Genomic DNA, 22,467 nt, shown 5'->3' with positions numbered 1-22,467 from the left:
TGTTCACCCTCATTTAATCTGCCGTGCAATGACGACTTTCTGGACGTCTGATGCGCCCTCATAAATGCGGAGCGCCCGGATCTCCCGGTAAAGGCTCTCCACGATATGTCCGCGGCGCACGCCGTCGCCGCCATGAATCTGAACCGCCTTGTCGATGACCTGTTGTGCGCGGTCGGTGGCAAAGAGCTTCGCCATTGCCGCTTCGCGGGTCACGCGCGGCGCGCCCATATCCTTGGTCCATGCGGCGCGGTAGATGAGAAGGGCCGCAGCATCCACATCCAGCGCCATGTCCGCAATGTGGCCCTGCACCATCTGCAGCTCGAACAGCGGAGCGCCGAAAAGTTCGCGGTTGCCGGCACGGTCCAGCGTCTCGTCCAGCGCGCGGCGCGCAAAGCCAAGTGCGGCCGCGCCCACGGTCGAGCGGAACACGTCGAGCACCGACATGGCGATCTTGAAGCCATCGCCCGGCTTGCCGATCATCGCGGAGGCCGGCACACGCACATCGTTGAAAGAAAGCCGCGCCAGCGGATGTGGCGCGATCACGTCCAGACGTTCCGCGACCTCCAGCCCCGGCGTGTCCGCAGGGACGAGAAAGGCGGAGATGCCCTTCGCGCCCGGCGCTTCGCCGGTGCGGGCAAAGACCGTGTAGAGATCGGCGATGCCACCATTGGAAATCCAGGTCTTTTCGCCGGAAAGCACATAATCATCGCCATCGCGGGTGGCGGTCATGTCCATGTTTGCAACATCCGAACCGGAGCGTGGCTCGGAAAGGGCGAAGGCGGATATAGCCTTGCCGGCGCGGGTCCTGTCGAGCCATTGCTGCTGTTCGGGCGTGCCGAACAGGCTGATGGCGCCGGTGCCAAGCCCCTGCATGGCGAAGGCGAAATCTGCCAGCCCGTCATGGCGGGCCAGCGTTTCGCGCGTCAGGCACAGCGTGCGCACGTCGAGCGGGCCGGGATTGGCGGTGTCGAGCGCGGTGGGTTTGAGGAAGCCGGCTTCGCCGAGCCGCGCAACGAGGTCGCGGCATGCAGTGTCCACATCGCTGTGATCGACGGGGAGGTTCTTGGCGCACCATGCGTCGAGTTTATCGGCCCAGTCGCGGTGGCGCTGTTCGAAGAAGGGCCAGTCGAGGAAGGAGCGATCAGGCATGGGGTGCGGCTCCCAGGTTGACGTGTGGCGCTGCACCCCCCTCTGGTCTGCCGACCATCTCCCCCTCAAGGGGGGAGATTGGCTGTGGAGATGCCGGCCTGCTTTCTCCAGCATCGGTGATTGGCGAAAACCATGCCGCCGCATGATCTCCCCCCTTGAGGGGGAGATGGCTGGAAAGCCAGAGGGGGGTAATGCTGCGCATCTTCATCAATCCCCCTCAAACACCGGCTTTTCCTTGGCGACGAACGCCCGGTACGCCCGCTCGAAATCCTTTGTCTGCATGCAGATGGCCTGTGCCTGGGCTTCCGCCTCGATGGCCTGTTCCAGACCCATCGACCATTCCTGATTGAGTTGGGTCTTGGTGATGCCATGGGCAAAGGTCGGGCCGGCGGCGATGCGCGCGGCCATGCTGAGTGTCTCCGCTTCCAGTGCGTCGGCAGCCACGAGCCGGTTATAGAAGCCCCAGCGCTCGCCCTCTTCGGCGCTCATGGAGCGGCCAGTGTAAAGCAGTTCCGCCGCACGCCCCTGACCGATGATGCGGGGCAGCATGGCGCAGGCGCCCATGTCGCAGCCGGCGAGCCCGACGCGGGTAAAGAGGAACGCTGTCTTTGCCTCCGGCGTTGCAAGCCGCAGATCGGATGCCATGGCGATGATCGCGCCTGCGCCCACCGCCACGCCATCGATGGCGGAGATGATGGGCTTGTTGCAGGCGATCATGGCCTTGACCAGATCGCCGGTCATGCGGGTGAAGGCGAGCAGGCCCTTCATGTCCATATCGACCAGCGGGCCGATGATGTCGTGCACATCGCCGCCCGAGCAGAAATTGCCGCCATTGGGCAGGAACACCACCGCGTCCACGTCATCCGCATAGGGCAGGGCGCGGAATGTGTCGCGAAGTTCCGCGTAGGACTCGAAGGTGAGCGGATTCTTGCGGTCTGGCCGGTCGAGCTGGATCAGCGCGACATTGCCTTCCATACGCCAGATGAAGTGCTTCGGCTTCAAACCCGCCATGGTGCTCATACGCCGCCCTCCCAATTGCTTTCGAACGTCTTGAGTGTGCCGGCGAGCGCCCGTGCCTCATCCTCCGGCAGACTGCCGAGAAGCTCGTCGACCCAGCGCTCATGCGCTTCGGCCATCGCCGCGAAGGCTTCCTTGCCGGCCGGTGTCAGCTTGATGATGGATGTGCGCCTGTCACCGTCGCGCTTCGTGCGGCTGGCCAGACCATCCGTTACCAGGCGTTCCACGATGCCCGTCACATTGCCGTTCGAGACCAGAAGGAAGCGCGATATGTCGCTCATCGCCATGCCTTCGGGTGCACGGTCGAGGGCCGACAGCACATCGAAACGCGGCAGGGTCGTGTCGAAGCGGGTCTTGAGCCTTTCGCGCAGAACGGCTTCGATGAGGCGCGAGGCGCGCAGAATCCTGATCCAAAGGCGCAGGCGTTCCTTTGCCGGTGCGCCGCTGCGGACGGAAGCCAGGGGAGCGCTTACCATGTTTCACCTCCAGATATGGAAATCGACTGGCCGGTGACCGACGAGGCGGCCGGACTGACGAGCCACAATGCCGCCGCCGCCACTTCATCCGGCTGGATCAGCCGGCCATGGGGATTGGCTTCGACAAAACCCTTGCGGGCCTCCTCGTGGCTGCGCCCGGTCTTCTCGACCACGCGCTCGATGGATTCTTCCAGCATCTCGGTTTCCACGTAACCGGGGCAGATGGCATTCACCGTCACGCCGGTCTTGACCAGTTCCACGGAAAGCGCCCGCATCAATCCGATGACGCCGTGTTTGGATGCGACATAGGGCGCGACATAGGCATAGCCCTTGAGGCCAGCGACCGAGGCGATGAAGACGATGCGTCCGCTGCCGCGCTTTGCCATCGGGGACAGTGCGGGCTTCACCGTGAGGAACGCGCCCGTCATGTTGACGTCGAGGATGCGGTTCCAGTCTTCGAGCTTGGTGCGGTGGGCCGGCGCGCTGGAGGCGGTGCCTGCATTGGCGATGACGATGTCGAAGGGGCCGCGCGCGGCTTCCGCCGTTTCATAGAGCGCCTGCATGGAGGCTTCGTCGGTCACGTCGGCGGTGAGCGCGTGGATGCGCTCGTGGCGAGCGGCGACTTTTTCCAGCGGCTCGGCACGCCGCCCGCATATGGTGACGTCGATGCCGGCTTCCGCGAGGGCCAGTGCGACGGCTTCGCCGACGCCCGTTCCGCCGCCTGTCACGAGTGCGTGGCGTGAACTGGTCATTGTGCTGGCCTTTTCCTTGAAGTTCGGCGATGCCCCTCATCCGCCTGCCGGCACCTTCTCCCCGCATGCGGGGAGAAGGACGAAGCGGCGACGTCTATGCCCCTTTCTCCCCGTGCGCGGGGAGAAGGTGAGGATGAGGGGCAGAGCCGGCATTCGAAAAACATCGTCACACCTTCCCTGTCATCTGCTCGGCCCGCTCGGCAAGCCGGTAGAGCTGATCGCGGCCTGGCAGGTAGGGATCGGGCCAGGTCACGCCTTTGTCTCCGAGCGTTGCCGCAGCGTGCAGCGTCCAGTAGGGATCGGCCAGATGCGGGCGGGCGAGGCAGACGAGGTCGGCGCGGCCGGCCATCAGGATCGAATTGACATGGTCGGGCTCGTAGATGTTGCCGACGGCCATGGTCGCCATGCCGGTCTCGTTGCGGATGCGGTCGGAGAAGGGCGTCTGGAACATGCGTCCATAGACGGGGCGGGCGCGCTTCGAGGTCTGGCCTGCCGAGACGTCGCAGATATCGACGCCGGCCTCCTGCAGCATGCGGGCGATCTCCACGGCCTCTTCCGGTGTCACGCCTTCATCGCCGACCCAGTCATTGGCCGAGATGCGCACGGAAATGGGCTTGTCGTCGGGCCAGACGGCACGCACGGCATGGAAGATTTCCAGCGGATAGCGCATGCGGTTTTCAAGGCTGCCGCCGTAGTCATCCTCGCGCCGGTTGGTGAGCGGCGAAATGAAGGACGACAGGAGGTAACCGTGGGCGCAGTGCAGTTCGAGCATGTCGAAACCGCAGCGTTCGGCCATCTGGGCAGCCGCGACGAACTGGTCGCGCACCATGTCCATGTCGTTGCGATCCATGGCTTTCGGTGTCTGGTTCTGCTCGGACCAGGACACTTCGGAAGCAGCCAGAACCGGCCAGTTTCCGTCTTTCAGCGGCGCGTCCATTTCCTCCCAGCCAAGCTGGGTCGAGCCCTTCGGGCCGGAATGGCCGATCTGCGCGCAGATCTTCGCGTCCGTCTCCCGATGAACGAAATCGACGATGCGTGTCCATGCGGCCTCGTGCTCGGGTTTATAGAAACCGGGACAACCGGGCGTGATGCGGCCCTCGGGGCTGACACAGGTCATCTCGATATAAACGAGGCCGGCACCGCCCTTGGCGCGCTCGCAGTAGTGCACCATGTGCCAGTCGGTCGGTGAGCCGTCGACGGCCTTGTACTGAGCCATGGGCGACACGACCACGCGGTTTTTCAGCGTCAGGCCGCGCAATTTGTAGGGCGCGAACATGGGCGGGCGGGGGGCGTTGTCTTCCGCACCGGCCTGCTGCTGGAACCAGCTTTCGGCGTCCGCAAGCCATTCGGGGTCGCGCAGGCGCAGGTTTTCATGGCTGATGCGCTGGGAGCGGGTGAGCAGCGAATAGTTGAACTGCACCGGATCGAGATCGAGATAGCGCTCCACCTCCTCGAACCATTCCAGCGAGTTGCGTGCCGCCGACTGAAGGCGCAGCACTTCCAGCCGCCTTGCGTCTTCGTATTTGTCGAAGGCTTCCTTCAGCGTCGGCTCGGTGTGGAGATATTCGGCCAGGGCAATGGCGCTCTCGAGCGCCAGCTTGGTGCCCGAGCCGATGGAAAAGTGCGCGCTGGCGGCGGCATCGCCCATCAGCGCGATGTTTTCGTGCGACCAGCGTTCGCACAGGACGCGGGGGAAGTTGATCCACGCCGACCCGCGAATGTGGTTGGCATTGGTCATCAAGCTGTGGCCACCCAGATGATCCTTGAAAATCCGCTCGCAGACCGCGATGGATTCCTGCTGGCTCATCTCGCCGAAGCCGAATTTCTCCCAGGTCTCCGGGCCGCATTCCACGATGAAGGTCGCGGTGTCGTCATCGAACTGGTAGGCGTGCGCCCACACCCAGCCATGCTCCGTTTTCTCGAAGATGAAGGTGAAGGCGTCGTCGAATTTCTGATGCGTGCCGAGCCAGACGAACTTGCACTTGCGCACGTCGATGTCAGGCTTGAACACGTCGGCGAAGGTGGTTCGCGTCCGGGAGTTCAGGCCGTCGGATGCCAGCACCATGTCGTATTCGGCCATGAAGGGGCGGGGATCGTCGATCTCGGTCTCGAATTCGAGCCTGATGCCGAGTTCGCGGGCGCGCTCCTGCAGGAGAATGAGCAGGCGCATGCGGCCGATGCCGCAGAAACCGTGTCCCGTGGAGAGCGTGCGCACGCCCTTGTGGACCACGGCGATGTCATCCCAATAGGCGAAATGCTCGCGGATGCGTTCGGCGCTGACGGGATCGTTTTCAGCCAGATTGTCGAGGGTCTCGTCGGAAAGAACCACGCCCCAGCCGAATGTGTCGTCGGGCCTGTTTCGTTCAAAAACCGTGATGTCGTGAGCCGCATCGCGCAGCTTCATCGAGATTGCGAAGTAGAGGCCCGCCGGGCCACCGCCGAGAACAGCAACTTTCATGCTGGCGCTCCTTCCTCCCAGGATCGCTTAACACCTGGCTTGTAAGCTTGGAGCATTGCACCGGACCGGGAACATTTCAAGTATGAAATTTTAAGGTTGAAATATATCCGGCCTGGGCGCAGTCTACATGACGTGCTGCAATGATGACAGAGTCTGGGATGACAGGGTTGCGACCACAGGGCCTGCGAGAACGTCAGGCAGGCGGCTCGCTTCACCACAGGGAGGGATGCTCGTGTTTTACCGCCAGGTTGCTGACTGGGACGACGCTTATGCCAATGGCGCGAACATTCCTCAGGGTGAGCGATGGCCCGGTGTCTGGGTCGAGCCCGCGCAGGCTTACCGCGACGCGCTTTCCGCTGCGGGACGGGCCAAGCTCGACATTCCGTACGGGGAAGGCGCGCGCAACCGTTTCGATCTCTTTCTGCCGGAAGGCCGGCCAGCCGGCCTGGTCGTCTTCATTCATGGCGGCTTCTGGCTGAAACTCGACAAGAGCTACTGGTCGCATCTGGCGGCCGGGGCGGTCGACAGCGGCTATGCGGTTGCCATGCCGTCCTACACACTTTGCCCGGAGAACTCGATTTCGGGCATTGTGCGCGAAATCGGTGCAGCCGTTTCCGCCGCGGCGGAGCGCGTTGATGGACCCCTGATCCTGACCGGCCATTCGGCGGGCGGGCATCTTGCCTCGCGCATGGCCTGCGAGACCTCGCCACTGCCTTCGGATGTGCGTGCGCGGTTGCGTCATGTCCTGTCCATTTCCGGCGTGCATGACCTGCGCCCGATGATGAAGACCGCGATGAATGAGGGGCTCAGGATCACGCCCGAGGAAGCACAGGCGGAAAGCCCGGCGCTGCTTGCGCCCATGCCTGGCGTCAAACTCACCTGCTGGGTTGGTGCCTCCGAGCGGGGCGAATTCCTGCGCCAGAACGCACTTCTGGCCAATGTCTGGGTCGGGCTCGGCGCGGAGACCGCGGCTGTGGAAGAACCAGACCGACATCATTTCGATGTCATTGACGGACTGGCGGATTCGGATCATCAGATCGTCCGCTGTCTGTTGACAGTATGAGACTATGGGCCAAGTCTGGTCCGACCCCGTTTAGCATCCGCTCCATGGAGCCCCTATGAGACCTGTCTTCGTTCAACTGCGCTGCAAGCCCGGCAAGACCTACGAGGTTGCCGATGAGCTCTACAAGCGCGAAATCGCCTCGGAACTCTACTCGACCAGCGGCGACTACGACCTGCTCATGAAGGTCTATATCGACGATGGCGTCGACATCGGAAAATTCGTCAGCGAGAATATTGCCAATGTGCCGGGCATCCGCCGCTCGCTCACCACGTTGACCTTCAAGGCATTCTGAACAAACAAACGTCTTGGCGCGGCGCCCGGCTTGCGATACGAACCGACGATCTAAATCGGTTCGCATATGGGAGGCGGCGGTGAAACGGTCGAAAGTCAACGAGATTCTGCGCGAGGGAGACGCGTTCATCCGCTCCTTCGGCTACGCGATGCCGCCATTTGCAGACTGGACGCCCGACGAGATGAAACGGCGGCGCGAGTCGATCAATGGCATTGTCGATGCGAGACTCGGCTGGGACATCACAGACTATGGCGGCGGCGATTTCGACCGGCGCGGCCTGTTCCTCTTCACAGTGCGCAACGGCAATCAGGACGATCTGAAACATGGCCGCGGCATGCTCTATGCCGAGAAAATCATGATCTCCCGGCGCGATCAGGTTGCGCCGATGCACACCCATGCCATCAAGGCCGAAGACATCATCAACCGCGGCGGCGGCACGCTCTGCATCGAGCTTTTTGCGTCGGATGCCGACGGCAAGATTGATCGCACGGCCCCGGTCAGCGTGCCGACGGACGGCGTAATGCGCCGCGTGGATGCAGGCGGTGTCCTGAGACTGCAGCCGGGAGAGAGCGTTACACTCCTGCCCGGTGTCTGGCATGCCTTCTGGGGCGAGAAGGACGATGTGCTGATCGGTGAGGTTTCAACCGTGAACGACGACGTGACGGACAATATTTTCGCCGACCCGATCGCGCGGTTTTCCGAGATCGAGGAAGACGAAGACCCCTATCGGCTGCTCGTTTCGGATTACCCGACCTGGCTCTGAGGGAACCCGCACCATGGTGTGCCCGTTGCCTTCCGTGGCAGAACATGTTTTCTGCGCGACGGAACATACGGGATTGAATCATGAGCTTGAGCACTGCGGCGCGGCCGGGATCGGTCGATGCCAGATTTCACTGGATCGCGGCCCTGGCGCTGGCAGTGGCATTTGCCCTGCAGACCCCACTTTCTGCACAGGGCCTGCAGAGCGAAGAGGCTATCGATGCCATCGTTGGCTCCGAGGTAAAGACCGAAGAGGTCGAGGCCGAAACGGCGAGCGCGCGCATCGTAGCGGCGATCGGCGCAACGGCGGAGAACGCCGAGCGGGTGCGCAAGACCTTTTCGTTGGAAGAGATCGACATCGTCTTCCTTCCGGATCTGGATGAAAAGAAAAGCGAGATCGCCTCGGTGATTGCCGAACACGAGGATGAGATTCGCCTGCTGCGCGAGTCGATTGAGGGCAGCGCGCTGTTTTTCCATGCGGTGGATTCGCGCTCCATCCAGCTCAAAGACGTGGTCGCGCTCGAATATGCCGACAGTGGCGCCGTAACAATCTTCGTCAAAGGCGGTGCAAACGGAAACTGACTGTGCGGTGTCGGCGGATATGCACCACATACCCTTGCCGCCCGCTCCGCTTTGGTTTCTTATGGCTGCAAATTGTCAAGAGTAACGCGTGGACACCTTGCCCCATGGTTTTACAGCCGGCGCAAACGCAGTCCCAGGAGATGTTTCATGAATGCTGAAGCCAGTTTGAGCACGGACGAGATCGGCAAGGCGATCCTGGAAAAGATCAAGACCCATGCGCAGGACGATGTCGAGACCATCACGCTCGACACGCCGCTGGCCGACCTTGGCATTCACTCTCTCGAACTCACCGAGATCATTTTCGATGTCGAAGACGAGTTCAATATCGAGGTGGAAATGAACACGGCTGAAGCCTGGGAGAACATGGAAACGGTCAAGGACATCGTTGCCGCCGTTCGTGAACTGGTGGACGCCAAGAAATAGATGACAGCGCCGCGCATCGTCATAACCGGCATCGGCGGCATTTGTGCGCTTGGAACCGACGCCCCGGCCATCTGGTCGGCCATGCGGGCCGGTCGTCCTGCCATCGGACCAATCACCACCGCAGCACTTCACGAACTGAAAGTGCGCATCGGTGCCGAGATCAAGGATTTGCCGGATCACGGGATCGACCGGAAACGGCTCGTGACCATGGACCGCTTCAGCCTTCTTGCGGCGATCTCCGCCCAGGAAGCGCTGAGCCAGTCGGGTTTTACGGTTGACGCATCGAACACGCATCGTGTGGGGGCCGTCGTCGGCACAGGCGTTTGCGGCTGGGAAGCCATCGAAGACAGCTATCGGGCCATTCTCCTTGAGGGGAAGCCGCGGACCGGAATTTTCACGGTGCCGCGTGTCATGCCGGGCGCTGCCGCCGGGCAGGTCAGCATGACGCTCGGTCTGCGCGGACCTGTTTTCGGCGCCACGTCTGCCTGTTCGTCATCCAACCATGCGATACTGGCGGCTGCCGATCAGATCAGGCTCGGCCGTGCGGATGTCATGCTTGCCGGCGGTTCTGATGCGCCTCTCATATACGGTATTCTGAAGGGGTGGGAAGCGTTGCGGGTTCTCGCGCCCGAGACCTGCCGGCCCTTCTCTGCCGACCGCAACGGGCTGGTGCTCGGCGAAGGCGCCGGCATCGCCGTTCTCGAAACGCTGGAACACGCACAGGCGCGCGGCGCAACCATTCTGGCCGAGCTTGCCGGCGGTGGCATGTCCGCCGACGCCTCGGACATTGTGGCTCCAACGGTCGACGGGCCGGTGTCCGCCCTTAAGGCGTGTCTGGATGAAGCCGGGCTTTCGCCGGCGGATGTCGATTACATCAATGCGCATGGCACCGGCACCAAAGCCAACGACAAGATTGAAACCGAGGCGATCAGGCGCGTGTTTGGCGGGCATGCGGAGAAGCTCTCCGTGTCTTCGACCAAATCGATGCATGCGCATTGCCTGGGCGCATCCGGTGCGCTGGAACTGATCGCCTGCGTCATGGCGATCCGGGATGGCGTGGTGCCTCCCACGGCCGGTTACCGGGAGGCCGATCCCGACTGCGATCTCGACGTGACGCCAAATGAGGCGCGCAGGCGGGATGTGCGCGTGGCGCTCAGCAACGGGTTTGCATTCGGTGGCACCAATGCGGTGATCGCAGTCAGAGCGATGGAGTAGCCCCGCAAAAGCGACGCCGGGGTTGCCTTCATAAACCTGATAATCTAAATCCACATTAGTTGATGGCCGTCGATGGCCGCTGGTTGATCGCATGTTTCCTGCGGTCGATGATCTGGATTGGACGAGAGGGGAAGTCACATGAAGCGTCGTTTACTCATCGGTACCGCACTCGCAGCCGTCATGGCATCGCCGGCTGTTGCAGCCGAGCCGCAGGAGGTGGTTTCCACCTATGCAGACATTGCGCTGGCCACCTATGAAGACAGCCTGGAGACCGCGAAGACGCTGCGCGAAGCGGTGAACCGGCTGGTGGAGGCGCCGTCTGAAGAAACGATGGCAGCCGCCCGTGAAGCCTGGCTCGCGGCGCGTGTTCCCTACCAGCAGAGCGAGGCTTATCGCTTTGGCAATGCGATTGTCGATGAATGGGAAGGCAAGGTGAACGCCTGGCCGCTCGATGAGGGCCTGATCGACTATGTCGACGCCAGCTACGGCACGGACTCCGATGCCAACGAATTCTACACGGTCAATGTGGTCGCCAATGACAAGGTGAGCGCCGGCGGTACGGAGATCGATGTCTCCGAGATCACGCCCGAGGTGATCCAGTCGCTTCACGAGGCTGGCGGCATCGAGGCGAATGTGGCCACGGGCTACCACGCCATCGAGTTTCTCCTCTGGGGGCAGGATCTCAACGGAACGGATGCTGGCGCCGGCGCGCGCTCCCACACCGATTTCGATGCGGACAACTGCACCGGCGACAATTGCGACCGTCGTGGACAGTATCTTCAGGCCGCTGCCGACCTCCTGGTCACCGATCTGGAAGAGATGGTGGCCAACTGGCAGACCGATGGCGAGGCGCGCGCGGAGGTGACGGCTGACCCGAAGGCCGGCCTGACCGCCATGCTGACGGGCCTTGGATCGCTTTCCTATGGCGAGCTGGCAGGCGAGCGCATGAAGCTGGGCCTGCTTCTGAACGATCCCGAAGAGGAGCATGACTGCTTCTCCGACAACACCCACAACAGCCATTATTATGATCTCGTCGGTATCCGGAATGTCTATTTCGGTTCCTATGAGCGTGTCGATGGGTCCAAGGTTGAGGGTCCGAGCCTTGCCGACCTGGTGTCCGAGAAGGACCCGGCTCTGGCCGAAGAGGTGAAGGCGAAGCTCGACACCACGCTGGAGGCGATGACGGCTTTGAAGGAACGCGCCGAGGGCGGCGAAGCCTATGACCAGATGATCGGTCAGGGGAACGAGGAAGGCAATGCGGTCGTGCAGGCAGCCATTGACGGGCTTGTCGACCAGACCCGCTCGCTGGAGCGTGTGATCGTTGCACTCGACCTTTCCGGTATCGAACTCGAAGGCTCCGACAGCCTCGACAATCCCGATGCCGTTTTTGAGTGAGATCAATTCCGCACCGGGCCGCTTGCCGGCCCGGTGTCCGTTTGTATAGACCCTTTCCATGAACGCTTCTGTCCGCGCCGCGCTTCTGACCGGCCTGTTTTCTCTCGTGACGCTATCCGTTCAGGCGGACAGTCTTTCACCTGATTCCCGCGAGGATCTGAGCGAGAAGGATCGCAAACGGGTTGAGAAGGTCATCCGGCCTGCGACCGCTTTCGACAAGCCGGAGCGTTTCGAGCGCATGTCCGCAGGCGCGACCACGTCGACGAAGCTGATCAATGCGGACGCGTTCTCGCACTCTTCCGCCAATCTGGAATTTGCCGAACTGGAGCGCTTCCTGCTCGGCAACGGTCTTTTCCGCAAGGACTGGGTTTCCTCGCCGTCGTCAACGCAGGCCTCGGACGGGCTTGGACCGCTGTTCAACGCGCGGGCCTGCCAGTCGTGCCATATCAAGGACGGGCGCGGTCATGCGCCGGCGCGGCCGGAGGATTCGGCGGTGTCGCTGCTCGTGCGCCTGTCCGTTCCAGCGAACAGGGAACAGGAAGCGGCGATTGCAGACGGTCGTTTGCCGGCGGCACCTGACCCTGTCTACGGGTTGCAGCTTCAGGACCATGCGGTGGCCGGGCTCAATCCCGAGGGTCGCGTCGCGATCACCTATGAGGATATGCCTGTGGCGCTCTCCGGGGGCGAGACGGTTACGCTGCGCAAGCCGACGCTGCGGGTCGCCGATCCCGGTTTCGGCCCGATGCGCGATGATCTGATGATGTCGGCGCGCGTCGCGCCGCCGATGATCGGGCTCGGTCTTCTGGAAAGCGTGCACGAGGCCGACATTCTCGCCTGGGCCGACCCCGACGATGAAGACGGCGACGGTATTTCCGGATGCGCGGCAAGAGTGCGCGACGCGGAGGGCCAATGGAAGCTTGGCCGCTTTGGCTGGAAGGCCATCGCGCCCACCATCGCCGAACAGACGGCAGGCGCGTTTTCCGGCGATATGGGGCTTTCGACCCCGCTTGCGCCGGATCATTGGGGCGACTGTACCGAGGCGCAGGCCGAATGCCGTGCCCTGCCGCATGGCGCGCAGGAGCGACTGGGCGCCGAGGAGGTGCCGGAAGACCTGTTGAACCTCGTGACCTTCTATTCGAGCCACCTCGCCGTGCCCGTACGGCGTGACGTGGACGACCCTGCGGTGCTTGCCGGGAAGAAAGTCTTTTACGAGAGTGGCTGTGCCTCGTGCCATCGGCCGAAATATGTGACCCGGCGCGATGTGGACGATCCGGCCCTGCGCTTCCAGCTGATCTGGCCGTATACCGACATGCTGCTGCATGACATGGGCGAGGGGCTGGCCGATGGTCGCGGCGAGGGGCTTGCCGATGGCTATGAATGGCGCACGCCGCCGCTCTGGGGGATCGGCCTTACCGCGACGGTGAATGCGGAAGCGACCTTCCTGCATGACGGTCGTGCGCGGACGCTGCTTGAGGCCGTTCTCTGGCACGGCGGAGAGGCGCAGGCGGCGCGTGATCGCGTGGTCGACATGGCAAAGCAGGATCGGGACAATCTGATCCGTTTCCTGGAATCGCTTTAAGTTTCCCGGTGCAGATTGAGTTCGGCGACGAAGTCGAACCGGTCGCCTTTGAAGTGGGAACGGGTGAACTCCACCACGCGCCCTTCTACCGTGCGGGATATGCGTTCCAGAAAAAGTGCGGGCTCTCCGGCCTCGGCTTCGAGAAGGCGCGCTTCGAACTCCGGCAGGGCACATGCGCGCATGCGCTGCAGCGCCTTGTGCGGCCGCGCCCCGGCTGATGCCATGGACTCGTAGAGCGAGGTCCCCAGGGCTGAAAGGTCCGGCAGAAGGTCTGCCGGCACGATGGCCAGTTCGACCGCAAGCGGCAGGGCATCGGCAAGCCGCAGACGATGCAGCCGCAGCACGCGGTCGCCGGGCGAGAGACCGAGTGTCATGGCCTCCTGCGCCGAAGGGCTTGCATATTCGCGCGCCAGCCAGCGCGTTTCGGGCTTCCGGCCGTAGGAAAGCATATCCTCCGTGAAGCTGGTGATCGCCGCCAGCGGCTGCTCGAAACGCTCGACCGGTGCAAGAACATAGGTGCCCGAGCCCCGGCGCTGTTCCAGAACGCCCTCGCGCACCAGAAGCTCGATGCCGCGCCGCACGGTGACGCGCGAGAGGCCGGTTATTTCAGCCAGGAGACGCTCCGACGGCAATGCCGCTCCGGTGCCCAGAGCATCGGTCTCGATCAGAAGCCGCAGCGCATTGGCGAGCCGGATGTAGCGCGGTGTCGCGTCGGCGGCATCGATTTCGATGCCCCGGGCGAGGAGTGCGCCGAGATATTCCCTTGTTTCTGGAAGGGTATCTGTCATCGGTTGGGCGGGCTCATCATCGTAGAAATGGTATTTATCCTATAAGTCCAATTATGGATTCTACGGAAACTCAATGCAAGCGGGTTTGACCGGAAGCGCGTTGTCTTGTTTCTGAAACAGGCGAATAGTAAGGCTTCGGCTTAATTTCGCTGAAGGGGAATGGATTTTTGCGAGGATGCCTGATAAATCATTTGGTATTAAATTGGTCTATCATAGATGGGCAGACCCGAAACCAGAGAGCCGGCCATGACAACAGCGACAGAAACAGCAAGCCAGGCGTATCGTGACATTGAGCGGTTTTCGACCGCGGATATGCTGAGCGCCATGCTCGATGGTCAGCGGGCCGCCCTGGACGCGGCCGCTGCCGCCCTCCCGGCGCTGGAAGAGGCTGTCGAGGCGGCGGCGAAGCGTCTGGCGAACCCGGAGAGCCGACTCATCTATGTGGGTGCCGGCACATCGGGCCGTGTGGCCATGCTGGATGCGGTCGAGCTTTATCCCACGTTTGGCTGGCCGGAGGAGCGCAGTCTTTTTCTGCTCGCCGGCGGCAGCATCAGTGTGGCTGAAGCGCGCGAAAGTGCCGAGGACGACACGAATGCGGGCAGAGCCGAGATCGACGCCGTCAACTGTGGTCCTCAGGACGTGGTCGTCGGGCTCGCTGCGAGCGGAAGCACGCCCTACACGCTTGCGGCAATCGATGCCGCGAAGGCGCGCGGTGCGCTGACCATCGGAATCGCAAACAATCCCGGCAGCGCGCTTCTCGAAGGGGCTGAATGCGCCGTGCTTCTGGAAACGGGCGCGGAGGTGCTCGCCGGTTCCACGCGCATGGCGGCCGGCACCAGCCAGAAGATCGCAATGAACCTTTTTTCCACCGCGGTCATGATGCGGCTGGGCAAGGTTTATCGCGGTCGCATGGTGGACATGAAGCCCTCCAACAGGAAGCTGGTGCGCCGCGCTGTCGAGATGCTGATGCAGGTTGCTGACTGCGACGAGGCCTCGGCGCGGAGGGCGCTCGAGGAGACGAAATTCCACGTCAAGCCGGCAGTGCTCGTCCTGCGTGGCCTTTCGGCGGGGGAGGCGAAGGCCGCCCTCGATCGCAATGGCGACGACCTGCACCGTGCGCTTGCCGAACTTGGCTGAATGGTCCCACATTTACCTACGAACCCACGGAAAGACTGACATGACTGACACGCCTTCCCTGATGTTTCAGGAAACCGCCGAGGCCGCCGAGGCGGTAGAGCGGCTTTTTGCGCAAGAGGCAAAGACCTTCGCCGAACTTGGCCGGGTGATTGCCGAGCGTGGGCCCGCCGTGGTGAGCATGTCGGCGCGGGGCTCGTCGGATCACGCCGCGAGCTTCTTCAAATATCTGTTCGAGATTCACACGGGCATTCCCGTGGCGTCCATCGGCCCTTCGGTGGCCTCCGTCTATGACGCCTCGCTGAAGCTGGAGCATGCGCTACACATCACGATTTCCCAGTCCGGCGGGAGCCCTGACATCGTCGCCGCGCAGGCATCGGCCAAGAAGGGCGGTGCGGTTACGCTCGCAGTGGTCAATGTGGCCGAGAGCCCGCTTGCGAAGGCGGCCGACATCGTTTTGCCGATCCATGCCGGACCGGAACGCAGTGTCGCGGCGACCAAGAGCTTCATCGCGTCCGCAGCGGCACTTGCCGGTGTCACGCAGGCAGCCTCGGGTGATGCAGCGCTCAAGGACGCGCTCGGTCGGCTGCCCGGGGCGCTGGCCGCCGCCTGCGACGTGGACTGGGAGCCGGCGCTGCCACTCCTGACAAATGCCGGGTCGATCTACACTGCCGGTCGTGGTCCGGGCTTCGCCATTGCGCTGGAAGCGGCGTTGAAGGCAAAAGAGACGGCTCAGCTTCATGCGGAAGCCTTCTCCCTCGCCGAGCTAATGCACGGACCCATGCAGCTGGTCGACAAGGGCTTCCCCATTCTAGCCTTTGTGCCGGAAGACGCAGCGCTTGCTTCAAGCGCGCAGTCACTCGAAAAGCTGCGCGGTTTCGGTGCGCAGATTGCGAGCTTCTCTTCGCGTGATCTCGGAGAACGCACCATCAGAACGCCATCCACCGGCCATGGCCAAGTGGACCCGCTGGTCTCGCTCGTCGGATACTATCGCCTGATCGAGCGGGTCGCGCGGGAGCGTGGGCTCAATCCGGACACACCGGACAAGCTCAAGAAGGTGACGGAAACGATCTGATCCTGCACCAGCGGCCTCCCAATCATGCCGCTGGCGTCGGGTCTGATCCTGCGTTAGCTTCCGGCAGATCAACACCGTGCCGGAAGCACTTCCATGACCTTCATTCCCGACTTCGCCACCATTCTCCAGTTTGCCCTCGCCACCTTCGTGATTTCGATTACGCCGGGCCCGGATATGACGCTGTTCGTCGGCCGGGCGCTGAGCCAGGGCAGGGCGGCCGGCTTCGCCTGCATGTTCGGTGCGATGACCGGGATCATGATCCACACGGCGCTTGTGGCGCTGGGGCTCTCGGCGCTGATTGTCGCTTCACCCGAGGCATTCCTTGCGCTCAAGGTGTTCGGTGCGGGCTATCTGATCTGGCTGGCAATCCAGGCGATCCGCAAAGGCTCCGCCTTCTCGCCGGAGAAGAAGGGCGGGGCGGGGCGGTCGCTCTTGAAGAACTGGGCCACGGGGCTCGGCATCAATCTTCTGAACCCGAAGATCATCCTGTTCTTTATGACATTTCTGCCGCAGTTCGTGTCGGCCAGCGATCCGCACGCGCCGGGCAAGCTGTTCTTTCTTGGGCTTCTGTTCATTCCGCTGGCGCTGCCCATCGTCGCGCCGATGGTGATCGCGGCAGACAGTTTTTCCAAGCTTCTGAAGAAGAGCCCGCGTGTCACCCGCGTGGTCGACTATCTGTTCGCAGGCGTTTTCTCGGCCTTTGCGCTGAAGATCCTGACAGCGCAGGCGCGGTGAGCCAGAATTGCCCTATTCGCCGTGGCCGGCGATCATCATGGCTTCCAGCTTCAGTCGGTCGGCCTTCTTCATCCGCTCCGATGCGGATTTGAGCTGACCGCAGGCGGCCAGGATGTCGCGCCCGCGCGGGGTGCGGATGGGCGAGGCGTATCCGGCCTTGTTGACCAGATCCGCAAACTCCTCGATCTGCTCCCAGTCTGAGCATTCATAGTCGCTGCCCGGCCATGGGTTGAAGGGGATCAGGTTGATCTTGGCAGGAATGCCCTTCAGAAGCCGCACCAGTTCGCGGGCATCGTCGAGCGAGTCGTTGACACCCTTCAGCATCACATACTCAAAGGTGATACGCCGCGCGTTCGAGAGGCCCGGATAGGCGCGGCAGGCGTCGAGCAGCTCCTTCAGCGGATACTTTTTGTTGATCGGCACCAGCTCGTTGCGCAACTCATCGCGCACGGCGTGCAGCGAGATCGCCAGCATAACGCCGATTTCCTCGCCGGTGCGATAGATTTCGGGAACGACACCGGAGGTTGAAAGCGTGATGCGGCGCTTTGAGAGCGAAAGGCCTTCGCCATCGGAGGCGATGAGAAGCGCCTGCTTTACATTCTCGAAATTGTAGAGCGGCTCGCCCATGCCCATCATGACGATGTTGGTGACCTTGCGGCCTTCCGCCGGCACGATGGCCCCGTCCGGCGTATCGGCATCGGGAAAATCGCCGAGGCGATCGCGCGCGACGAGAAGCTGGTCGAGAATTTCGCCCGGCGTGAGATTGCGCACCAGCTTTTGCGTGCCGGTGTGGCAGAAGGTGCAGGTGAGCGTGCAGCCTACCTGGCTGGAGATGCACAGCGTGCCACGGCCTTCCTCGGGAATGTAGACCGTTTCCACATCCACCGGGCGGCCCGCGCCGCGCGCCGGAAAGCGCATCAGCCACTTGCAGGTGCCGTCCTTCGAAATCTGCTCTTCGATGATTTCCGGGCGGGCGATTGTAAAGCGCTCATCGAGCTGTGCGCGCAGGTCCTTCGAGATGTTGAACATCTGCGAGAAATCGGAAACGCCGCGAACATAGAGCCAGTGCCAGAGCTGGCGCACGCGCATGCGTGTCTGCTTCTCGGGCACGCCGAGCGAGAGCAGGGCTTCCGCCAGCTCATCCCGCGAAAGGCCGATCAGCGATTGTTTTTCAGCGGTTGCGGCGGGGCGCAGCTCAGCGCGCCCCTCGGGCGTCGATAGATCGAGTGTCAGTGCCATGGCGTTCTTGAAGTGCTTTGCGGGCAGCACTCTGTGAATTCGCTCTTCGAATTCCAGGCCACCCCTCATTTGCCGCGCTCATAGCACGCCTGAAGGCTGCCGTCACCTGTTGCGACTGGCAGCCTGTTTCACTGAACGCTATTTGCAGTTCTGCGTGGCGTTGATGGCAGCCGTGACGCCGCTCAGCGAGAAGGTATAGCTGGTGTCGTTGCCGCGGCCCGATTTGGCGGCGATCTTCATGTCTGCGCCGCCCTTCATCGCGGCGATCAACTGGGGCTCCTCGGCGGCATTTTCCAGCCAGGCGGATTTGCCCTGGGTGAACATGCTGAACCTCTTGTTGCCAATCGTGACGATCACCTTGGATCCCGACTGGAAATTGTAGGCGGCGATGAACTGCGGTTCTGAAGCCACGTTCTGACCGGGCTTCTGGCTGACGAAGAAGAAGATATCGCCATGGTCGAGGCTGGCCGGCTGCTTTTCCTTCGGCACGCTCATGGCGTAGCACACCTTGCCGTTACCGGACTGGTAGCTGTAGACACCCCAGTCGCGATGCTGTCCCACCGCCGTTGCCTGGGCCAGCGCGGGGCTTGCCGCCGCCATTCCGCAAATGAGCATCAGTGTCGAAATCAGTACGCGCATCGTCTTGACCGTCTTTTTCTGCCAGTGTTTGGAGACCGGCTGGTCCCTCTAGATCACTTCATTTTTATTTAATCTGGGTTACCAAAGCGTGAAGCGAATCGACGGATTCTTCATGCGTTCAACCCCGATTGTCCGTTGCCGCAAAAAATGCGCCAACTCCCGAACACCCTTCATTTGCGGTTGAAACGAATGAAAGAGGCAAGAATTTGACTGGCTAGATCGTCGTGCGTCCATCCGGACGCACAAAGGACGATCTAAATTATTGATGGGACATCGGAATAATCCGAAAATCGGATCCCACTTTTCGGGCGATGCTCTAGGCTTTGCGTTCGGTTTCCGTGAGGGCCTGTCTGGCGGCAATGCGATGCGCCGGCGTGATGTGGCGGCGTACGGCGTTAAGCGCCGCCGCCAGCACGGCGACGTCATCCGTGAAGCCGAAACCCAGCAGAAAATCAGGCACCACATCAAGCGGAAGCACGAAGTAGGCCAGAGCGGCGAGGAGAATGCCGCGCACCTTTGGCGGTGTGTCATTGTCGAGTGCGCAGTAATAGCCGGCGACAAGATCTTCCATGAAGGGCACCTGGCGGGCGGCCTTCTTCACCGTGCGCCAGAATTTGGCGCGCACACGTTCCTCGCGTTCCCGGTTCTCGCCGGGCCCGACAGGTTCAAGGATTTCGCCGATTTTCACATCTTCCATGGTGTGCTCCTGCAGGCAAAGATGTGGGAATCAGCCTGCAAAATTCAATGCTCAGTCGGAATCGGTGGCTGGATCAGCTGCGGGCCAGGTCGTTCATTGCCGCAGCAAGCTTCAGATCGAGCTCGGTCAGCCCGCCCGCATCATGCGTGGACAGACTGACATCCACGGTCTTGTAGACATTCGACCAGTCGGGGTGATGGTTGAGTTTCTCGGCCATCAGTGCCGAACGCGTCATGAAGGCGAACGCTTCGGAGAAATCGGCGAAGACGAAGCGCCGCTGGATGGAGGAGCCATCCTCCGCAAGATCCCATCCGTCGAGTGTTCTGAGCGCCTGTTCCAGTGCTGCTGGATCGAGCTTTGCCCTTGCCATTGCGTCTCTCCATGGTATCGCCTGTCGGAACCATCACCCGGATGATAGCGCATAGACGATGAACGCAAAGCCCCGTACCTCTATCCTGTTTGTCTGTCTCGGCAATATCTGCCGTTCACCACTTGCCGAGGGCGTGTTTCGCAGTGTGGTGACCGAGCGCGGGCGGCATGCGGATTTCATGATCGATTCTGCCGGAACGGGTGCCTGGCATGTGGGCAGTGCGCCCGACCCGCGCTCGATCGAGATCGCCCGCCGGTTCGGCGTCGACATCTCCATGCAGCGGGCGCGGCAGGTGAACGCCCGGGACTTTGAACGGTTCGATCTGCTTCTGGGCATGGACCGCAACAATGTCCGGACGCTGCGTGAGCGCGCGCCGGAGGCGGCGGCAGGGAAGATCCACCTCTTTCTCAATTATGCAGATGGCCGAACGCTCGACATTCCCGATCCCTATTACGGGGGCGATGACGGCTTCGCTTCAGTCTACCAGACGATCCGCGAGGCTTCCGAAGCACTGTTGTCGAAACTCGCCTGACGGTCGTAGTCCGCGCCCACCAGAGGCCAGGCTTCCTCTATGATGTACGGTCCGCCGCCGAACGAGGCGCGCGAAGACATCAGCACGAAACGACCAAGGGTGAAGGGGACCGAGGCAAAGTTGCCGCGGGCGGAAAGATAGTTTGCCACGTCGCGTGGACTGGCGTTCTTCAGGCGCGCCAGCGTTACATGCGGTGTGAACTTCCTGGGGTCCGGCGGCAGTCGTAAGCGCCGGCAGATGCCTTCAATCTCACCCTGCAGGGCGTAGAGATCAGGCGAAGCGGACACGCCGGCCCAGATGGAGTGCGGCTTCTTCTGCCCGAAGGCCCCGACGCCGGAAAGCTTCATCGTGAAAGTTGGACGCCGAACCCTATCGAGGGCATTGGCGATCTCGTCGGCCGTGTGGCCTTCCACATCGCCAAAGAACCGCAATGTCAGATGATAGTTTTCGACGTCGATCCAACGAGCTCCTGGGAGGCCCCCGCGCAGAAGTGACAACGACAAAGCGGCGTCACGCGGGATCTCGAGGGCGGTGAAAAGTCGCGGCATGGCAACCTCCTCGAATCGCACTGTCAATGACAGCGAATCACCGATTGCCACCGTGAGCAAGCGGTTTCTTCATCAAGTTTTACGTGCCTTCTTCCTGTTGCTTGTCGAGCACTTCGCGGAAGGTGGGCAGGATGCGCTCCACCATGCGTGCAACACCCTGGGCATTCGGGTGCATCCCGTCTTCCAGAAGCAGTGACGGTTCGGCGGCCACGCCGTCGAGAAAGAACGGGATGAGGGGGATTTCGTGTTTCTCCGCCAACCGCTCATAGAGCGGGTTGAAGGCGGCGGCATAGTCTTCGCCGAGATTGGGCGCGGCCAGCATGCCGGCCAGGATCACATGCTGCCCGCGTTCCTTCAACGTGGCGATCATCCGGTCGAGATTTTGTTCGGTGGATGCGGGGGGAATGCCACGCAGCATGTCGTTGGCGCCCAGCTCCAGAAGCACAATGTCTGCCGTTTCGGGAACGGACCATTCAAGGCGTGAAAGCCCGCCGCTGGTGGTATCGCCGGAAACGCCGGCATTGGTGATTGCGACATCGTAATCTTCCGCCCTGAGCGCGTCTTCGAGCTGCTCCGGAAAACCTTCTCCCGGCCCGAGATTGTAGCCCGCCATAAGACTGTCGCCGAAACCGACAATCTCAATTGTCCCGGCTGTTTCGGCGCGTGCGGTCACGGCGATGCAAAGCGCCAGCATGAATGCTGCGGCGGCCGATGAAATTTTTGTGAACTGGCCGGAAGGACGAAAAAATTTGAATGCCATGCGGGAGAACCCATATTTGCCAGAATCGAACATTTGTACGATCCCAGCGTCATTTCTTCCCAATATAGGATGTCTTTTCCGTGACAGAAGCCGTGATCGAACTTGAGAACGTGTCGCTGACGCTGGGTGAGGGGGCTTCCTCTGTGCATGTTCTCAAAGGGGTGAGCCTCTCCGTCGAACGGGGACGCTCCACAGCGATCGTCGGCCCGTCCGGTTCGGGCAAGTCCACGCTGCTGATGGTGATCGCGGGGCTCGAACGCGTCGATGACGGCATCGTGCGGGTTGGCGGAACACAGATCAACGGGCTGAGCGAAGATGCGATTGCCGCCTTTCGCGGCCGTTCGATCGGTATCGTTTTCCAGTCCTTTCACCTCATCCCCAACATGACGGCGCTGGAGAACGTCGCCGTGCCGCTGGAACTGGCCGGGCATGCCGATCCGTTCGGTGCGGCCGAGGAGGAACTGGCCGCTGTCGGTCTTTCGCAGCGCCTGACACACTATCCGGGCGAGCTCTCGGGCGGTGAACAGCAGCGCGTGGCCATTGCCCGCGCGCTGGCGCCGGGGCCGGCGATCCTGATCGCCGACGAACCGACCGGCAATCTCGATCAGGCCACGGGCCGGCAGATTGCCGATATGCTGTTTGCCAAGGCGAAGGAGCGGGGGACGTCGCTTGTGCTCGTTACCCACGATCCCGCCCTTGCCGCACGCTGCGAGCGACAGGTGGCGATGCGCTCGGGGCGCATCGAGCCCGAGGTCGCGGTCGAGAAGGCCGCAATGGCATGAATTCGGAC

General features: G+C 62.2%; 25 protein-coding genes. 13 read left to right on the top strand and 12 right to left on the bottom strand.

The window, feature by feature from the left end:
• Window positions 1-9 precede the first annotated feature (9 nt).
• The 5 genes from KUG85_RS13895 to KUG85_RS13875 form a co-directional block, all read right to left on the bottom strand.
• On the bottom strand, window positions 10-1,149 hold the full coding sequence (locus tag KUG85_RS13895; protein ID WP_223005621.1) for an acyl-CoA dehydrogenase family protein: 1,140 nt from the start codon (window positions 1,147-1,149) through the stop codon (window positions 10-12).
• 207 nt (window positions 1,150-1,356) lie between these two features.
• Window positions 1,357-2,169, bottom strand: coding sequence for an enoyl-CoA hydratase family protein (locus KUG85_RS13890; protein WP_223005620.1), 813 nt, complete (start codon window positions 2,167-2,169; stop codon window positions 1,357-1,359).
• Complete coding sequence (locus KUG85_RS13885; RefSeq protein ID WP_007010704.1) at window positions 2,166-2,642, bottom strand: MarR family winged helix-turn-helix transcriptional regulator; 477 nt, start codon at window positions 2,640-2,642, stop codon at window positions 2,166-2,168. Before KUG85_RS13885 ends, KUG85_RS13890 begins: the two co-directional genes overlap by 4 nt.
• Window positions 2,636-3,394: an SDR family NAD(P)-dependent oxidoreductase gene (locus tag KUG85_RS13880; protein WP_065816807.1), complete on the bottom strand. Its 759-nt coding sequence runs from the start codon at window positions 3,392-3,394 to the stop codon at window positions 2,636-2,638. Before KUG85_RS13880 ends, KUG85_RS13885 begins: the two co-directional genes overlap by 7 nt.
• A gap of 166 nt (window positions 3,395-3,560) precedes the next feature.
• Window positions 3,561-5,852, bottom strand: coding sequence for a bifunctional salicylyl-CoA 5-hydroxylase/oxidoreductase (locus KUG85_RS13875; protein ID WP_223005619.1), 2,292 nt, complete (start codon window positions 5,850-5,852; stop codon window positions 3,561-3,563).
• 232 nt (window positions 5,853-6,084) lie between these two features.
• Between KUG85_RS13875 and KUG85_RS13870 the strand changes: the two genes are divergently transcribed.
• The 8 genes from KUG85_RS13870 to KUG85_RS13835 all read left to right on the top strand — a co-directional run bounded on the left by KUG85_RS13870 (window position 6,085) and on the right by KUG85_RS13835 (window position 13,160).
• Window positions 6,085-6,915: an alpha/beta hydrolase gene (locus KUG85_RS13870; protein ID WP_223005618.1), complete on the top strand. Its 831-nt coding sequence runs from the start codon at window positions 6,085-6,087 to the stop codon at window positions 6,913-6,915.
• Window positions 6,916-6,970: 55 nt separating this feature from the next.
• Complete coding sequence (locus KUG85_RS13865; protein WP_007010700.1) at window positions 6,971-7,207, top strand: Lrp/AsnC ligand binding domain-containing protein; 237 nt, start codon at window positions 6,971-6,973, stop codon at window positions 7,205-7,207.
• Window positions 7,208-7,286: 79 nt separating this feature from the next.
• A complete protein-coding gene (locus KUG85_RS13860; RefSeq protein WP_223005617.1) occupies window positions 7,287-7,970 on the top strand; it encodes a D-lyxose/D-mannose family sugar isomerase in 684 nt (227 codons plus the stop codon).
• A gap of 80 nt (window positions 7,971-8,050) precedes the next feature.
• Window positions 8,051-8,548, top strand: a complete 498-nt coding sequence (locus KUG85_RS13855) for a hypothetical protein (protein ID WP_223005616.1) — start codon at window positions 8,051-8,053, stop codon at window positions 8,546-8,548.
• Between the two features lie 147 nt (window positions 8,549-8,695).
• Window positions 8,696-8,971 carry an acyl carrier protein gene (locus KUG85_RS13850; protein ID WP_065816811.1) on the top strand — a complete coding sequence of 92 codons (276 nt, stop codon included), beginning with the start codon at window positions 8,696-8,698 and terminating at the stop codon, window positions 8,969-8,971.
• Window positions 8,972-10,186, top strand: a complete 1,215-nt coding sequence (locus tag KUG85_RS13845; protein WP_223005615.1) for a beta-ketoacyl-[acyl-carrier-protein] synthase family protein — start codon at window positions 8,972-8,974, stop codon at window positions 10,184-10,186.
• 138 nt (window positions 10,187-10,324) lie between these two features.
• A complete protein-coding gene (locus KUG85_RS13840) occupies window positions 10,325-11,581 on the top strand; it encodes an imelysin family protein (RefSeq protein ID WP_223005614.1) in 1,257 nt (418 codons plus the stop codon).
• A 58-nt stretch (window positions 11,582-11,639) separates the two neighbouring features.
• A complete protein-coding gene (locus KUG85_RS13835) occupies window positions 11,640-13,160 on the top strand; it encodes a di-heme oxidoreductase family protein (RefSeq protein WP_223005613.1) in 1,521 nt (506 codons plus the stop codon).
• Here the strand turns inward: KUG85_RS13835 and KUG85_RS13830 are convergent.
• Window positions 13,157-13,948 (bottom strand): GntR family transcriptional regulator, encoded by a 792-nt coding sequence (locus tag KUG85_RS13830; protein WP_223005612.1) that lies wholly within the window; start codon window positions 13,946-13,948, stop codon window positions 13,157-13,159. The genes KUG85_RS13835 and KUG85_RS13830 overlap by 4 nt on opposite strands.
• Before the next feature lie 246 nt (window positions 13,949-14,194).
• Between KUG85_RS13830 and KUG85_RS13825 the strand changes: the two genes are divergently transcribed.
• The 3 genes from KUG85_RS13825 to KUG85_RS13815 all read left to right on the top strand — a co-directional run bounded on the left by KUG85_RS13825 (window position 14,195) and on the right by KUG85_RS13815 (window position 16,892).
• Window positions 14,195-15,085, top strand: a complete 891-nt coding sequence (locus KUG85_RS13825) for an N-acetylmuramic acid 6-phosphate etherase (protein WP_223005611.1) — start codon at window positions 14,195-14,197, stop codon at window positions 15,083-15,085.
• Window positions 15,086-15,125: 40 nt separating this feature from the next.
• Window positions 15,126-16,157, top strand: coding sequence for an SIS domain-containing protein (locus KUG85_RS13820; protein WP_223005610.1), 1,032 nt, complete (start codon window positions 15,126-15,128; stop codon window positions 16,155-16,157).
• A gap of 93 nt (window positions 16,158-16,250) precedes the next feature.
• Window positions 16,251-16,892 carry a LysE family translocator gene (locus KUG85_RS13815; protein WP_065816817.1) on the top strand — a complete coding sequence of 214 codons (642 nt, stop codon included), beginning with the start codon at window positions 16,251-16,253 and terminating at the stop codon, window positions 16,890-16,892.
• 12 nt (window positions 16,893-16,904) lie between these two features.
• On the opposite strand, the gene rlmN is transcribed toward KUG85_RS13815, so the two are convergent.
• The 4 genes from rlmN to KUG85_RS13795 form a co-directional block, all read right to left on the bottom strand.
• Complete coding sequence (gene rlmN, locus KUG85_RS13810; RefSeq protein WP_223005609.1) at window positions 16,905-18,131, bottom strand: 23S rRNA (adenine(2503)-C(2))-methyltransferase RlmN; 1,227 nt, start codon at window positions 18,129-18,131, stop codon at window positions 16,905-16,907.
• A gap of 138 nt (window positions 18,132-18,269) precedes the next feature.
• Entirely contained in the window at window positions 18,270-18,770 is a 501-nt protein-coding gene (locus KUG85_RS13805; protein WP_065816818.1) for an invasion associated locus B family protein, read from the bottom strand.
• Between the two features lie 316 nt (window positions 18,771-19,086).
• Window positions 19,087-19,467: a YkvA family protein gene (locus tag KUG85_RS13800; RefSeq protein ID WP_007010686.1), complete on the bottom strand. Its 381-nt coding sequence runs from the start codon at window positions 19,465-19,467 to the stop codon at window positions 19,087-19,089.
• 73 nt (window positions 19,468-19,540) lie between these two features.
• Window positions 19,541-19,837, bottom strand: a complete 297-nt coding sequence (locus KUG85_RS13795; protein ID WP_223005608.1) for a 4a-hydroxytetrahydrobiopterin dehydratase — start codon at window positions 19,835-19,837, stop codon at window positions 19,541-19,543.
• 58 nt (window positions 19,838-19,895) lie between these two features.
• On the opposite strand from KUG85_RS13795, the gene KUG85_RS13790 reads away from it, so the two are divergent.
• The gene (locus tag KUG85_RS13790) at window positions 19,896-20,369 is read left to right on the top strand and encodes a low molecular weight protein-tyrosine-phosphatase (protein ID WP_223005607.1); all 474 of its coding nucleotides are present in this window, start codon (window positions 19,896-19,898) and stop codon (window positions 20,367-20,369) included.
• On the opposite strand, the gene thpR is transcribed toward KUG85_RS13790, so the two are convergent.
• A complete protein-coding gene (gene thpR / locus KUG85_RS13785) occupies window positions 20,318-20,917 on the bottom strand; it encodes an RNA 2',3'-cyclic phosphodiesterase (protein WP_223005606.1) in 600 nt (199 codons plus the stop codon). The genes KUG85_RS13790 and thpR overlap by 52 nt on opposite strands.
• A 79-nt stretch (window positions 20,918-20,996) precedes the next feature.
• Entirely contained in the window at window positions 20,997-21,677 is a 681-nt protein-coding gene (locus KUG85_RS13780; RefSeq protein ID WP_223005605.1) for an arylesterase, read from the bottom strand.
• An 80-nt stretch (window positions 21,678-21,757) separates the two neighbouring features.
• On the opposite strand from KUG85_RS13780, the gene KUG85_RS13775 reads away from it, so the two are divergent.
• Window positions 21,758-22,459, top strand: a complete 702-nt coding sequence (locus KUG85_RS13775) for an ABC transporter ATP-binding protein (RefSeq protein ID WP_007010681.1) — start codon at window positions 21,758-21,760, stop codon at window positions 22,457-22,459.
• Window positions 22,460-22,467 lie beyond the last annotated feature (8 nt).

This window comes from Nitratireductor rhodophyticola, from assembly GCF_019891355.1.
Lineage (GTDB): Bacteria > Pseudomonadota > Alphaproteobacteria > Rhizobiales > Rhizobiaceae > Nitratireductor > Nitratireductor rhodophyticola.
Note: the sequence above shows the minus strand (reverse complement) of the source record. Positions and strands in the feature narration are given on the sequence as shown.

Bases quoted from the DNA above. Each gene is read 5' to 3' on its own strand.
- KUG85_RS13865 (WP_007010700.1), top strand. From the start codon at position 6,971: ATGAGACCTGTCTTCGTTCAACTGCGCTGCAAGCCCGGCAAGACCTAC.
- KUG85_RS13890 (WP_223005620.1), bottom strand. From the start codon at position 2,169: ATGAGCACCATGGCGGGTTTGAAGCCGAAGCACTTCATCTGGCGTATG.
- KUG85_RS13830 (WP_223005612.1), bottom strand. From the start codon at position 13,948: ATGACAGATACCCTTCCAGAAACAAGGGAATATCTCGGCGCACTCCTC.
- KUG85_RS13815 (WP_065816817.1), top strand. From the start codon at position 16,251: ATGACCTTCATTCCCGACTTCGCCACCATTCTCCAGTTTGCCCTCGCC.
- KUG85_RS13885 (WP_007010704.1), bottom strand. From the start codon at position 2,642: ATGGTAAGCGCTCCCCTGGCTTCCGTCCGCAGCGGCGCACCGGCAAAG.
- KUG85_RS13805 (WP_065816818.1), bottom strand. From the start codon at position 18,770: ATGCGCGTACTGATTTCGACACTGATGCTCATTTGCGGAATGGCGGCG.
- KUG85_RS13825 (WP_223005611.1), top strand. From the start codon at position 14,195: ATGACAACAGCGACAGAAACAGCAAGCCAGGCGTATCGTGACATTGAG.
- KUG85_RS13895 (WP_223005621.1), bottom strand. From the start codon at position 1,149: ATGCCTGATCGCTCCTTCCTCGACTGGCCCTTCTTCGAACAGCGCCAC.
- KUG85_RS13880 (WP_065816807.1), bottom strand. From the start codon at position 3,394: ATGACCAGTTCACGCCACGCACTCGTGACAGGCGGCGGAACGGGCGTC.
- thpR (WP_223005606.1), bottom strand. From the start codon at position 20,917: ATGCCGCGACTTTTCACCGCCCTCGAGATCCCGCGTGACGCCGCTTTG.
- rlmN (WP_223005609.1), bottom strand. From the start codon at position 18,131: ATGGCACTGACACTCGATCTATCGACGCCCGAGGGGCGCGCTGAGCTG.
- KUG85_RS13795 (WP_223005608.1), bottom strand. From the start codon at position 19,837: ATGGCAAGGGCAAAGCTCGATCCAGCAGCACTGGAACAGGCGCTCAGA.
- KUG85_RS13790 (WP_223005607.1), top strand. From the start codon at position 19,896: ATGAACGCAAAGCCCCGTACCTCTATCCTGTTTGTCTGTCTCGGCAAT.
- KUG85_RS13835 (WP_223005613.1), top strand. From the start codon at position 11,640: ATGAACGCTTCTGTCCGCGCCGCGCTTCTGACCGGCCTGTTTTCTCTC.
- KUG85_RS13855 (WP_223005616.1), top strand. From the start codon at position 8,051: ATGAGCTTGAGCACTGCGGCGCGGCCGGGATCGGTCGATGCCAGATTT.
- KUG85_RS13875 (WP_223005619.1), bottom strand. From the start codon at position 5,852: ATGAAAGTTGCTGTTCTCGGCGGTGGCCCGGCGGGCCTCTACTTCGCA.
- KUG85_RS13840 (WP_223005614.1), top strand. From the start codon at position 10,325: ATGAAGCGTCGTTTACTCATCGGTACCGCACTCGCAGCCGTCATGGCA.
- KUG85_RS13800 (WP_007010686.1), bottom strand. From the start codon at position 19,467: ATGGAAGATGTGAAAATCGGCGAAATCCTTGAACCTGTCGGGCCCGGC.
- KUG85_RS13845 (WP_223005615.1), top strand. From the start codon at position 8,972: ATGACAGCGCCGCGCATCGTCATAACCGGCATCGGCGGCATTTGTGCG.
- KUG85_RS13850 (WP_065816811.1), top strand. From the start codon at position 8,696: ATGAATGCTGAAGCCAGTTTGAGCACGGACGAGATCGGCAAGGCGATC.
- KUG85_RS13820 (WP_223005610.1), top strand. From the start codon at position 15,126: ATGACTGACACGCCTTCCCTGATGTTTCAGGAAACCGCCGAGGCCGCC.
- KUG85_RS13780 (WP_223005605.1), bottom strand. From the start codon at position 21,677: ATGGCATTCAAATTTTTTCGTCCTTCCGGCCAGTTCACAAAAATTTCA.